Genomic DNA, 13,672 nt, shown 5'->3' with positions numbered 1-13,672 from the left:
AAATATTACGATAATATGCCAATATAGGATAATTTTCGATATAATAGCACAATGGAATAGTAGCGAACATAGTATGTGTAGAAAAGGAGACTTTTTGATGGAAATCCGTAAAGCCATCATTCCAGCAGCGGGACTCGGTACGCGGTTTCTGCCCGCAACCAAAGCCATGCCTAAAGAGATGCTTCCGATCGTGAATAAACCAACGATTCAGTATATCATTGAGGAAGCAGTAGCCTCGGGAATTGAGGATATTATCATTGTGACGGGTAAGGGGAAGCGAGCCATCGAGGATCATTTTGACTCTTCCTTCGAACTGGAGCATAACCTAGCTGAAAAAGGAAAATGGGGATTGCTTGAAGAAGTACGTCGTCCTTCCGAAATGGCAGACATCCATTACATTCGGCAAAAAGAGCCAAAAGGTCTCGGTCATGCCATTTGGTGTGCTCGAAAGTTTATCGGTGACGAGCCCTTTGCTGTTTTGCTAGGAGACGATATTGTGGAGTCTGAAGAACCGTGTTTAAAACAGATGATGAATGTCTATGATATCTATCAAACAGCCGTTGTTGGTGTTCAGCCTGTGCCCTGGGATGAGGTAGGACGCTATGGGATTGTGGATGGTATTGAAAAAGCAAAGCGAATTTATGAGACATCCAGGCTGGTAGAGAAACCGGTCAGAGATCAGGCTCCTTCTAATCTGGCTATTATGGGACGCTATATTTTAACTCCTGATATCTTTGATATTCTAGAGGCGCAAGAAGCGGGCAAGAATGGAGAGATTCAGCTAACAGATGCATTATCAACACTATCACAAAGAAATCCGATCATGGCGTATCATTTTGAAGGCATGCGCCATGATGTGGGTGAGAAGCTTGGTTTTATAAAAACGAGTTTACATTACGCTCTGCAGAATGAAGAGCTGCGTAAAGATCTGTTGAAATACATGCATACGATCCTGAGTCATGAGCATTTACAAAGTCATAAATAATAGGTACTTATTCCGGAAAGTAAAAACAGGGCAGCTTTTAGTAGAATTCATTCTACCGGAGCTGCCCTGCTTCTTTTTTAGAATTGTAGCTCAGCTAATTGCTGAATTTGCTGTTTAGCATTCGGGTTGATCTTCATCAGTTTATCTAGGAGAGCCTCATCGCTTTGACCTTGCTTTTGGAGGGAGGCAAGGTACCATTGGGTGATATCTTGACTAGCCGTCTCGGATAAGTCTTCTTGAATTCCAATCTTCAGCGCAGCTGCTGCCTGATCTGGCTGATTTGTCATAAAGTACATTTTGCCCGTGTTAAGAATCATATCAGGGGTATTTTCAAATGCACGACCTTGCAATTGTCCTTCAGGAAGCGTTGCGAGATGCTTGATTCCTGCCTGAACTTCTTCAAAAGCTTCAGTTCCACGCTTGAAGTACTTGTCTTTCACTGCTGTCTCGCCGGTACCCAGCGCTTGATAGCCCAAGTCAAAGGCTTGATTGATAATTCTTTCATACCATTCAATATCCCATTTGAACTTATAGGCATTATCCACGAGCAGATCGAAAGCTTTATCCTTCTCATTCTTCAGCTCATGCCCCTGGATTAGTCGATTGATCATGAACTTGTTGTACGGCTCGTCTTTACGGGCTTTGTTCAATAGTTCAACCGACAAATTATAGAAGCCCTCATCTTGTGTCTGCTTATAAGCAGAGTGATATAGAGAGGATAAGAGAAGCACGGAGTCTGGATGGCTTGGTCGAATACTCAAGTCTTTATCCAGTGGTTCCTTAATCTCTTCAAAGGATTGACTTGTCTGAGCTACCTTCCGAGCTTCCAATGCTGCGTCGCTTGCCTGAATATATCGAATGGATGTAATCAGAACCACCACCGCACCAATACCTACAATAGCACTATAAACGCCTCTGGCTGTACTGTCTTTCATCTTCCATTTCGTCAGCGGTTTGCTCTCCATAACAGCGGCCATTCCACCGAGTCCAAGGAATACTAGAATTCCCATGAATACATAACTCATATTAAAGTCCAGAATACTATGCATCAATATCGACAACACGATTATTAGGTATAAGAAGTGAGAGTTACGGCCTTCTTCATCAGCCTTAATATAGCCACGAATATACTTGAAGAAAATAAACAGGATAAACGACATGAAAACTAGGAAACCAACAATCCCGACTTCGATTAAATACTGTAAGAAGAAGTTGTGAGCCTGACGACTCGTATACGGGTTATTTTGATACTGCTCGTAAAGTGAGGCCCAAGCCCCACCACCGGCTCCAAAGATCGGATAATCGGCAACAACCTTCATAGCATCCTTGTAGAATGTAAAACGCTCCAGAACACTGTGTTGGTTAAAGTTGATGTTGTCCAGACGGGTAGCGATGTTCTGTGGCAGAATGTTCTTCAGACTAGTGCCGATGAACAAGAAAATCAGAAGGCCACCGACAACAATCGACCCTACCGGAATCCAAAGATTCGAGCTTTTTCTTGCAGACCATTTGCTCAAGCCTTTTTCTAGCATTGGAGCGACAAATCGCTGAATGAGCCACCCAAGTAAGCCTACTACAATAGACACACCAAGTAGAATCCCCCAGCCCTTAAGCGCACTGCTACCACTAAACTTCTCATTCAACTGCAATCCCAGTTCCGTAACTGGCTTGGAGATAAGGAGTGAGGCCACACCTGAAATTGCATAGTATAGAATCCATAATATTTGCTTCGATGGCTTAAGAAACATCAGTAACAGAACAAATACTACAGGCAGCATAACAAGACCGCCCCGAGACAATGTCAACAGCAAAGATACAATGATCGGTACCAGCATAAAGCTGTGGAATACCTGGCTGTACCACTTACGTGAAGTAGTAATAAAGAAGACTGCTGCGAATAAAAATGCCATCAAAAAGGCGGCATAGGTATTAGCATACTGAAAAACGGAAGTTAGACGAAGGCCGTTAGAGTCAACCATTACAGCGTTCGTATAGATCCCGTTCATAACGGTGTTCGAGAACCATTTTGCAATAGCGCCAGCGGTTTTCCCCTGACCGAACCAGTGCAATAACCCAAACCCTACGATAAGGTAGGCCACTGCCATCACCGTCGCTTGAATCACCCGGTTGCCCTTTTTGTCGCGGAGCAGATATAACCCGATGACGAACATAATGGCATAAATACATTGGATGATGACCATGTTCATGGCGAGATAGTGGGAAGCAGCACTGATTAACGAAACTACATAAGTTAAGGGCAGTAGCAGAACCCCTACCATTAGCCAATCCCTCTGATCATCTAACCGGATGCTTTTATAGTACTGGGCAATCCATACAAACAATAGAATACAAGATAACGCAGATGCCCAAAAGATAGGCTTCTCAAACTCTAGCATTTGGCCGTTAAATAGGGCTGTCTGGAACGGAGTCCAGGTTAAAAACAAAATAAGACTGGTTAATAATACCCAGAAAAATCCTGACGATTTTTCGACTTTCCTCGACGTTTTGGTAAGTTTACCGTATACTGGATTAGACAAAGTTTCCAATTCCCCTTATGTTAAGATATGACATTATTTTATCACAAGGATTTGATGATTAGGAACTTTTTATATAAATTGCTTGGTTGGTTACTACATTTTAATTTGAGGAGAATAACAAAGAATGGTTGACAATCTTAAAAGGCTATATGAATATAAATCGCTACTAATCAATTTTACTAACAAGGAAATTAAACTTAAGTATAAGAACTCCATTTTGGGATTTTTGTGGTCTTTTTTAAATCCATTAGTTATGCTAGGGATATATACATTTGTTTTTAAATATGTAATAAAAATCCAGATAGAAGATTTTGAGTTGTTTTTATTTTCCGGATTAATATCGTGGACTTTTTTAAATTCAACAATTGTTATGTCTTCGAATTCATTAATAAATCAGGGAAATTTAATAAAAAAAGTTTATTTTCCGAGGGAAGTTATACCGCTTAGTGTGGTCTTTTCTAACTTTATAAATTATATGGTTATGATTGTAATCATTTTTCTAGCAACCCTACTAATTCAGGGCGAAGTATCCTCTCACATTTATTTGTTGCCTTTAATAATCGGGATTACAATTCTTTTTACTACAGGTTTATCGTTAATTGTGTCAATAATGACAGTGAAATATAGGGATGTATCTTATTTGGTAGAGGTCTTACTGCTCTTTTTATTTTATATGACACCGATTGTTTATAGTCAAGAATTGGTGCCAACAGAGTATTTATATCTAATTTCATTAAATCCGTTTAACTGGATGGTAAGTTTGCATCGTGCTGTTTTTTTACCTGGTATTAATTTTGAATGGACAGATTTCAACGCTCTTTTTGTTGTTTCTTTATTAGTTTTTTGGATCGGATATTCGCTTTTCAAGAAGAAAGAAATGAGTATCGTAGAAAAATTATAAATAAGGGTGACTAATTTGGTGGAAGTTATAGAGTTCAAGAAAGTTACAAAGACTTTTAGTGAGGCTGAACGAATCCATAGTTCCTTGAAGGAAAAATTCACGAATTTGTTTAAAGAGAATACCAGACAAATATACAGGAAACACAAAGTATTAGCTGATATTAGTTTCACTATTAAAGAAGGGACTACCACAGGAATCATAGGTGAAAATGGTAATGGTAAAAGTACAATATTGAAACTAATATCAAACATTTACGAGCCAGATGATGGGGAAGTTCAAGTTATAGGGAAGGTTGCTTCCCTGCTTGAGATAGGTGTAGGCTTTCAGCCTGATCTTACTGGGAAAGAAAATATTTATCTTTATGGTTCTATATTAGGCTTATCAAAGCAGCAAATTCGACAAAAATATGAAGAGATTGTAGCCTTCTCGGAACTTGTGGGATTTATGGATACGCCCGTAAAACATTACTCATCAGGAATGTATATGCGTCTAGCATTTTCTGTCGCTATTCATGTAGATCCTGATATTGTTCTTATTGACGAGGTACTTGCTGTAGGTGATGAGATTTTTCAAAAAAAATGCATGTCAAAGATTGATGAGTTACAAAAAAAAGGAAAGACAATCTTATTTGTGTCACACGACTTAAACGTTGTTCGTCGTATTTGTGATAAGGTTATATATCTTAAAAAAGATGGATCCATTGAATATGGTGATACTGACAAAATAGTAAATTTATATTTAGCAAACATTTATCAAAAGGACATAAAGAGTTCAATAATTGATACTTCAGTGTCTAATGATACGAATAGATGGGGAACTAAATCGTTAGAAATTACTAATGTGAAATTCCTGAATTCCACAACTGGTAAAGAAAGAAACGTGTTTGTAACAAATGATGACATAGTAATTAGCCTTTCAGTGAAGAGAAATGATCTGCTCGTTAACAAAGCTGTTGTTGGGTGTGCGTTTTTTTCGAAAGGTATTGGAGAGCCAGTTTATCTAGTTGATCGCAATAGTTTCTTGGACAGTAAATTGCTTGATTTGTCTGATGAGGAAAATGATATAAGTATAAAATTTACTGCAAAAAATATCCCCTTTCTATCTGGTGAATATTTGGTGAGTGTAGTTGTTTATGATGAAACTTGTCAAATCCCTTTTGACCACCAACATCAATATTATAGACTTGAAATAATTAATAATAGAGAGCAGATGCCCAGTCTAGTTCATGTGGAATTTGATTGGGAGTTTTAAAGAGGAGTGAGATGTTTGAAATTTGAGGAAGTAAGCTTTGATATTTATCAAAAATATACTGTTTTATGTGATTTTATAAATTCTTTTAGAAAAAACAATGAATCTTACCGAATATTAGAGGTTGGTGGGAGAGGCTCTTGGTTACACCAATTATTGCCCAATGACACTGTTTACTGTCTTGACACTCAGCATCTAGAAATGGAGAATTTTATTCTTGGTGATGCAACAAAGATGGACTTCGAAAATAATAGTTTCGATTTCGTTGTATCTGCTGATGTTTTAGAACATATAGAAGGCAGTAAACGACAGAGCTTTATAAAAGAACACTTGAGATGTGCAAAGATAGGCGCTTTGATTATTGCCCCATTTAAAAGTGAATTGGCCAAGATTGAAGAAGGAAATATTAAAAATAATTATTTGAAGCTTAGCGCTGGGGAAGAATATAAATGGTTGGTTGAACATGAGGAGTTTGGTCTGCCTGATCAAGAAAAAATTGTTGATTTCTTGGATTTAGAACATTTTCAGTATGAAGTGAATTACTTTGGATGGTCTCCTTTATGGAACTTTATGCTTAATATTTCCCACCATATTGTGTATTTCAATTGGAAATATGGAGAAGTTTATAAAAAGTTTAACGAACTTAATCGTTATTTTAATTTGGAGTTGTCGCAGTATGATTGTAGCCCTATAAAAGAACAAAATTATAGGTTTGCAATAAAATTATATAAAAATCATCAAACGTATGTAAGTCTATCAAAAAACATTTATGAGGCACCCGTAAACATTTGGAGTGAATTATCTCATAAAATCTGGAGCGTTATGACTGAGTTATCCTTGAATAAAGACTTAGAAATAAGTCAGAAGAATAAGGAAATTTTTGATTTTGATAACAAAGTTAGCGATTTAGTTAATTCAAATTATGACATGAATATAAAATATGAAGCCTTGGAGAAGAGTTTTGAAAAAATCCAAGATGAGGTGGACAAACTGACTTCTAACCTAAAATTGAAAGAAAGAAAAATAAATGAATTAACAGAGGGAAATAAAGAAATACAAGAGCAATTAAATGAAAGAGATGAAGAAATAGGTGAACTGAGAACTGAAATCGAATATTTGAAAGAGAACAAAGAATTGCTCAATGCTGTTATTTCGGAAAAAAATAAAGCGATAGAACAACTGAATAATCGGACATTAATTTATGAAAACTCTACCTCTTGGAGAATGACAAAGCCTTTACGTAATGTTGGTACAATAATGAGAAAGCTGAAAAATTACCCGAAAGGCACTGTTATTAAAGCTAAGAAAATCGTTAATTACTGTGTTGCTGATAAAGTGAAAAAATTAAATGATATCTTGAGATTAAATAATATTGATAATTACACCAAAATAAGCTTTGATATGTTTGATACTCTTGTATTTAGAAAAGTTGATCCACCTGAAAATGTCCATAAACTTTCAGCAGAGTTTATACATAATTTATTGCTAAAAGAAGGAATTTTAACTTATTCAGTGGATGAAGTATTAAATATTAGATATGAAGAAGAATGGAAGCTTAGAAATAACCAAGTGCAAATTGGTTTTGACTTAGAATGTTGTTTTCAAGAATTAATTTACTCATATCTTGTTCGTATAAATGGAGAAAGTTTTGCGAAAAAATACAAGGAGGAAGTTGAAAGATTTGAAATTGAAACAGAGCTTGCGGTTCTATACGCAAATCCTGAGGCAGCTGAAACATTAAGCCAGTTGAAAAACTTGGGTAAAGAGATTATTGTCATATCGGATATGTATCTTGAAAATGAAGTTTTAATTGAAATACTAACTAAATGTGGGTTAATAGAATTTATTGACGAAGTCTATGTATCTAATAATTTTAATTTATCTAAGGGGAGTGGGAGATTATTTGAAAAGCTCCTAGAACTAAAATGTATAGATAAAGATAGATTACTTCACGTTGGAGATAATTATATTTCAGACTATAAGGTACCTAAGAACTTAGGTCTGAATTCAATATGGTACTATTCAAAAATTAATAATAAGAGGAGAAAAGAAATAAGAAATAGTATTAATTCGGGCAATATACTTCGACTTGCAGGAAAATCTAATTTATCAGATTCCGAGAAATCGAATTACTATAGACTAGGATTTGAACTACTAGGACCTGTATATGTTGGTTATATCGATGAACTAATACGATTAATGATTAAAAAAAAAGCAACAGATGTTTTTTTTCTTGCTCGTGAAGGATATTTATTTATTAAACTGTACGAAAAGTTAAGGCAATCTAATAAGTATTTGCATAATGAATTGCCTGACGGCAAATATCTATATATCAGCAGATTAACCTCCTCTCTACCTTCTGTATATCGTTTTGGCATAAGAGAAATAAGAATGGGACTTTGGAAGGTTAATCCTAAAGGCCTTGCATCAATATTGTCCACGTTTAACTTGAAACTATCAGAATTTATTGAATACGCTAAGACATATGGTTTTAATCATATAGAAGAACCAATATATGACCCAATGAATGATATCAGGCTGCACAATTTTATTGATGACTACAGGGTTCAAGAAGTAATTGAAAAGGAAAAAAACAGACAAAAAAATTTATTGAAAAAGTACCTAGGACAGAACGGCTTCTTTGGTAAAAATAAACGTGCAGTATTCGTTGATATTGGTTGGAGTGGAACAATACAGCATAATATAGGAAGGGCCTATATCGATGATGAAAACTTCCCTGAATTATATGGATATTATTTCGGTAGAAACTATGACTATCATCTAAGATATATCCATCATGAGAAAATGATATTTGAACAAGGATTTTCATATGATTTTGAATCATATAAACATAGTAACTATATTACGGAATTCCCTCAATTATTTGAGCAATCAGCTACAGCTCCCCATGGTTCTACAATTGGATATCAGGAAGACCCAGAAGGTATTATAATACCAGTTTTAAAAAATACTGGGGATGATCGTCTTGTTGAACAAACTCAAAATTCAGTTGTTAGCGAGATACAAAGAGGGATATTAGATTTTGCTGATATGCAAGTAAAAGTTAGCAACTTTTCGTATATTGACCATAATCAATTTAAATCTAATGCACTAAATAAATTGGAAAGATTTATAAAAAATCCTTCTAGACAAGAGGTACAGATGTTTGAACAGTTAAACCATAGCGAAGACTGGGGGGCGAGCAAAAGTATTAAATTGGTAAATCCTAAAATCAATTTGTCTACTTTCCTGAGTAAGCAAAAATTAAAAAATGAGTTAAATGCCGCCTTCTGGAAACAAGGTTCATTGAAGCTAAGTGGTATCCCTGGCATAGTCAAACTTTACAATTTTGCTAATTCAAAGAGACGAAGTTAACTGATTGCTAGTATTGAGGTGGTCTGATTGAAAACAAGAGTAATAATTATATCTCCAGAAGTTATAGGGGAGAATATGTCTGGTCCCGCAATAAGATACTTGAACTTTTCACTTGAACTTTCAAAAAAGTACGAAGTTTATTTGTTGGGGAGTAGCTCACATTCTTCATTAAACAGTTCAATATCAGTATTGAACTTTACTGAAGAAATCGTAAAAAAATTGATCAACCAGAAGTGTGCAATAATAACTCAAGGAAGAGTGATTTGGGAAAATAAATATATTAAAGGACTAAATGTACCGATAGTTATTGATCTGTATGACCCATTTATATTAGAAAATCTGGAGACGAATAAAGGAGATTCAAGATATAAAGAAAGACTGCATGAGGCATCTTTATCTATCTTACTTGAACAGTTAGCTATTGGGGATTACTTTATTTGTGCTTCCGAGAAACAAAGGGATTTTTGGATCGGTATGTTAGCTTCCATAAACAGAGTTAATGCACTTGAATATGATGTAGATCCAACTCTACATCATATTATAGATATAGTCCCCTTTGGCTTAGATTCGGATCCACCAATTAAAACCAAGTCTGTTATCAAAGGTGTTATTCCGAATATTAATCATGATGATATTGTTTTATTGTGGGGTGGAGGAGTTTGGGACTGGTTGGATCCCGTTTTGGCAATTGAAGCAATGAAACAAATAAAAACAAGCAATGATAAAATTAAATTGTTATTTATGGGAATCCGCCCACCTAATAATACAGCTGGGATGAGAAAGGTAGCTCTTATTCAGGAGATGAGTGGTAATTATAGTCTAACTGGGAATACAGTTTTCTTTAATGATTGGGTTAGTTACGAAGAAAGGCATAACTATCTATTGGAAAGCGATATAGGCCTTAGTTTACACCAAAATCATCTTGAAACGCGGTTTTCATTTAGAACACGAATGCTAGATTATATTTGGTGTGAGCTTCCAACGATATCGACAAGAGGGGATGTTTTTTCAGAGATTATCTTTCAACACCAAATAGGAGAAGTTATAAAAGAGGAAGATGTGGAAGGTCTAGTAAATGCTATTCAGAATGTTTCTATTAAAAATAAAATATATAAGGATAATTTTCAACAATTAAAAAAACGCATGACATGGGAGGAGGCAGTCAAACCACTAATTGGTTATCTAGAAAGTCCGCAATTATCGATTGGTAAATCAAAAACACTTACAATAAAAAGAATGAGTAGACTAATGTATTACTACTATAAGACTGTAAGTTTACTTAAGGATAAAGAATATAGATCCTTTTTGGAAAAGGTAAGAAACGTTCTAAAATAACTTATATTGAGGATATAATACATGAAAGCTATAATCCTAGCAGGTGGTACAGGCTCGCGCCTCTATCCTTTAACTAAGGTTACTAACAAGCATCTCCTTCCTGTTGGAAGATACCCTATGATCTTTCATGCTGTCCAGAAACTTCGGCAAACTGGCCTTATAGATATCCTCATCGTCACTGGTAAAGATCACATGGGTGATGTCGTTAACCTACTTGGCAGTGGCCGTGAAATGGGAGTCTCATTTACATACAAAGTGCAAGACGAAGCTGGTGGTATAGCACAGGCTCTTAGCTTAGCTGAACACTTTGTTGCGAATGATCAAATGGTTGTAATCCTTGGAGATAACGTTTTTGAGGATGATATCACACCTTTTGTAAACAATTTTAAAGGTCAGAACAAAGGTGCCAAAATTCTAATCCAGCAGGTAGAAGATTCGACTCGCTTTGGAGTCCCTGAACTTCAAGGGGATCAAATCATCTCTATCGAAGAAAAACCACAATATCCGAAGTCCAACTACGCAGTTACCGGTATTTATATGTTCGATCATACGGTTTTTGATATCATCAGAACATTAAAGCCCTCAGCTCGCGGAGAACTTGAAATCACTGATGTCAATAATGCATATATTGAAAGAGGAGAGCTTACTTTTGACGTCCTCCAGGGTTGGTGGACTGATGCAGGTACCCATGCTTCGTTAGCTCGAGCAAGTGAACTTGCTAAGGATATCGTTTTTGGCGAAGAGTTTGGTAAGCTAAAATTGTAAATAAAGGAGTGTATAGAGTAATGAAGAAGACTCCTCTAATACTGAATGGCGCTAGCCTAATTGAACCGGTTGTCCACGGAGACAACCGGGGCTTTTTTATGGAAAGCTATAATGAGGACCTATTCAAACAGAATGGCATCAACCATAACTTCATCCAAGATAACCACTCTTTATCTGCTGAACCGGGAGTGCTCCGTGGCCTGCACTACCAGCTTAACCCCAAAGCTCAAACTAAACTCATACGCGTCCTTACAGGTGCAATTTATGATGTTATTGTCGATGTACGTAAAAGCTCACCAACCTTCGGTCAATGGATCGGCGTCATTCTAAGCGAACACAACCATCGTCAGCTTCTGGTCCCGAAAGGTTTTGCACATGGTTTCTGTACGCTTGTTCCGAATACGCAAGTGTTATACAAAGTGGATGAGTATTATTCCCCTGAACATGATCGAGGCATATTATGGAATGATCCATCTTTAGCGATTGATTGGCCTACATCCAGTCCCATTCTATCAGATAAGGATCAGCGTCATCCATTACTTCAAGATGCGGAATTGAATTTTGATTAGGGGGATTTATTTATTATGAAACTTCTTGTAACCGGCGGTGCTGGGTTTATTGGCAGTAACTTTGTTTTATATATGATGCATCAGCATCCCGACTACCAAATTATTAATATGGATGCGCTAACGTATGCGGGTAATCTCGAGAACTTACAATCCGTTGAAAATGAATCAAACTATACATTTATTAAGGCTGATATATCAGACAAAGTGGCCGTAGATCAAATCTTTAAAGAGGGCATTGATGTTGTCGTTAACTTTGCAGCTGAGTCGCATGTGGATCGCAGTATTTTGGAACCGGAAATTTTTGTGAACACTAACGTATTAGGGTCACAGGTGCTTTTGGATGCTGCCAAGAAATATGGCGTGACCAAGTTTGTTCAAGTGTCAACGGATGAAGTATATGGCTCGCTAGGGGAGACTGGTCTTTTTACAGAAACGACACCTCTCGCCCCTAACAGCCCATATTCCGCCAGCAAGGCAGGAGGGGATCTGCTTGTCCGTGCTTACCACGAAACCTTCGGATTGCCAGTAAATATCACTCGCTGCTCCAATAACTATGGTCCATATCAGTTTCCGGAGAAGCTCATTCCCTTAATGATATCGCGTGCCTTGAATGACGAAGCACTTCCCATTTATGGGGATGGTTTGAATATACGAGACTGGCTGTATGTAGAAGATCATTGCAGTGCGATTGATCTTGTTATTCATCAAGGCCGTAATGGAGAAGTTTACAACATCGGGGGAAATAACGAGCGGACGAACATTCACATTGTCAAAACGATCTTGGAGCAGCTTGGTAAACCAGAATCCCTTATGACTTTCGTAGAGGATCGCCTTGGCCATGATCGGAGATATGGAATAGATCCGACCAAGATCACAGAAGAACTCGGTTGGAAGCCTAAGCATAATTTTGAAACCGGTATACAGGAAACCATTGAATGGTATCTGAACAATAAGGAATGGTGGACTCGTATTCAATCTGGCGCTTATCGAGAGTATGTAACGACACAATACGGTGACCGTTTGGGTGAATCTAAATGAAAGTTCTTGTAACAGGAGCACATGGTCAGTTAGGGATAGATGTTGTTGATGTATTTAGCCAGATAGGTCATGAAGTCATTAGCTGTGGCAGAGAAGAATTAGACATAACAGATATGGATAATAGTCAACGGGTAATTATGCATCATTCTCCTGATATTATTATTCATTGCGCAGCTTATACCGCTGTAGATGCAGCAGAAACGGATATAGACGGTGCTTATCTGGTCAATACCGTGGGAACACGAAATATTGCAATTGCTTCCGAGTCAGTGGGAGCTAAACTGGTGTATATCAGTACGGATTATGTCTTTAATGGTCAGGCTGATCGTCCATATCATGAGTATGACAATACAGATCCGCAGAGTATTTATGGTAAGTCCAAGCGAGCAGGAGAGCTATTGGTCCAGGAATTGACCACAAAGTGGTTCATTGTAAGAACTTCCTGGATGTTTGGATTGCACGGAAACAATTTTGTGAAAACAATGCTGCATTTAGGACGGGAAAACCGTCAACTACAAGTTGTGAATGACCAAAAAGGATCACCTACCTATACGAAAGACGTAGTACACTTTCTAGTGAACTTAACCGCTACAGAGAAGTATGGGGTCTACCACGCTTCCAATAGTGGAGCTTGTACATGGTATGAGTTTACAAAGGCTATTATTGAAGAAGCACATGAGGTGTTGGGTGTTTCCCTTCCCGCGATTCTGGAACCATGTACAACGGATCAGTTTCCTAGACCAGCACCTCGGCCTTCTAATTCTGTTCTCGAGCATGTGGCCATTCGTACGAATGGGTTTGATGAGCTACCACATTGGCGTGATGGATTAAGGCAGTTTTTACTGGATATGAAACAAGACCGTGATCTATACTTAAAATAAATACAGCGATTGATAGAGCCTGATCTGTATGATCGGGC

At 37.2% G+C, this 13,672-nt stretch carries 10 protein-coding genes; 9 read left to right on the top strand and 1 reads right to left on the bottom strand.

All coding sequences use genetic code 11. The annotated features are described in order from the left end of the window. Positions 1-97 precede the first annotated feature (97 nt). Positions 98-985 carry a UTP--glucose-1-phosphate uridylyltransferase GalU gene (gene galU, locus ACFQV5_RS10125; protein ID WP_379246275.1) on the top strand — a complete coding sequence of 296 codons (888 nt, stop codon included), beginning with the start codon at positions 98-100 and terminating at the stop codon, positions 983-985. Positions 986-1,062: 77 nt separating this feature from the next. On the opposite strand, the gene ACFQV5_RS10120 is transcribed toward galU, so the two are convergent. Continuing rightward, entirely contained in the window at positions 1,063-3,522 is a 2,460-nt protein-coding gene (locus ACFQV5_RS10120; RefSeq protein WP_379246273.1) for an O-antigen ligase family protein, read from the bottom strand. Between the two features lie 124 nt (positions 3,523-3,646). Here ACFQV5_RS10120 and ACFQV5_RS10115 point away from each other — a divergent pair, with 124 nt between their 5' ends. The 8 genes from ACFQV5_RS10115 to rfbD are packed head-to-tail and all read left to right on the top strand — an operon-like array spanning position 3,647 to position 13,634. Beyond that, the gene (locus ACFQV5_RS10115; RefSeq protein ID WP_379246271.1) at positions 3,647-4,423 is read left to right on the top strand and encodes an ABC transporter permease; all 777 of its coding nucleotides are present in this window, start codon (positions 3,647-3,649) and stop codon (positions 4,421-4,423) included. A gap of 6 nt (positions 4,424-4,429) precedes the next feature. Beyond that, on the top strand, positions 4,430-5,674 hold the full coding sequence (locus ACFQV5_RS10110) for an ABC transporter ATP-binding protein (RefSeq protein ID WP_379246269.1): 1,245 nt from the start codon (positions 4,430-4,432) through the stop codon (positions 5,672-5,674). A gap of 15 nt (positions 5,675-5,689) precedes the next feature. Further along, complete coding sequence (locus ACFQV5_RS10105; protein WP_379246267.1) at positions 5,690-9,046, top strand: HAD hydrolase-like protein; 3,357 nt, start codon at positions 5,690-5,692, stop codon at positions 9,044-9,046. 27 nt (positions 9,047-9,073) lie between these two features. Then, entirely contained in the window at positions 9,074-10,381 is a 1,308-nt protein-coding gene (locus ACFQV5_RS10100; RefSeq protein ID WP_379246265.1) for a glycosyltransferase family 4 protein, read from the top strand. A 21-nt stretch (positions 10,382-10,402) separates the two neighbouring features. After that, positions 10,403-11,146 (top strand): sugar phosphate nucleotidyltransferase, encoded by a 744-nt coding sequence (locus ACFQV5_RS10095; RefSeq protein ID WP_379246263.1) that lies wholly within the window; start codon positions 10,403-10,405, stop codon positions 11,144-11,146. 20 nt (positions 11,147-11,166) lie between these two features. After that, positions 11,167-11,715 (top strand): dTDP-4-dehydrorhamnose 3,5-epimerase, encoded by a 549-nt coding sequence (gene rfbC / locus ACFQV5_RS10090; protein WP_379246261.1) that lies wholly within the window; start codon positions 11,167-11,169, stop codon positions 11,713-11,715. Positions 11,716-11,730: 15 nt separating this feature from the next. Further along, positions 11,731-12,753: a dTDP-glucose 4,6-dehydratase gene (gene rfbB, locus ACFQV5_RS10085; protein ID WP_379246259.1), complete on the top strand. Its 1,023-nt coding sequence runs from the start codon at positions 11,731-11,733 to the stop codon at positions 12,751-12,753. Further along, a complete protein-coding gene (rfbD, locus tag ACFQV5_RS10080) occupies positions 12,750-13,634 on the top strand; it encodes a dTDP-4-dehydrorhamnose reductase (protein WP_379246257.1) in 885 nt (294 codons plus the stop codon). The genes rfbB and rfbD overlap by 4 nt, the downstream gene beginning before the upstream one ends. The last annotated feature ends 38 nt before the right edge of the window (positions 13,635-13,672 follow it).

It is taken from the genome of Paenibacillus sp. GCM10028914 (assembly GCF_042666275.1).
Classification (GTDB): Bacteria; Bacillota; Bacilli; order Paenibacillales; family Paenibacillaceae; genus Paenibacillus_AQ.
Note: the sequence above shows the minus strand (reverse complement) of the source record. Positions and strands in the feature narration are given on the sequence as shown.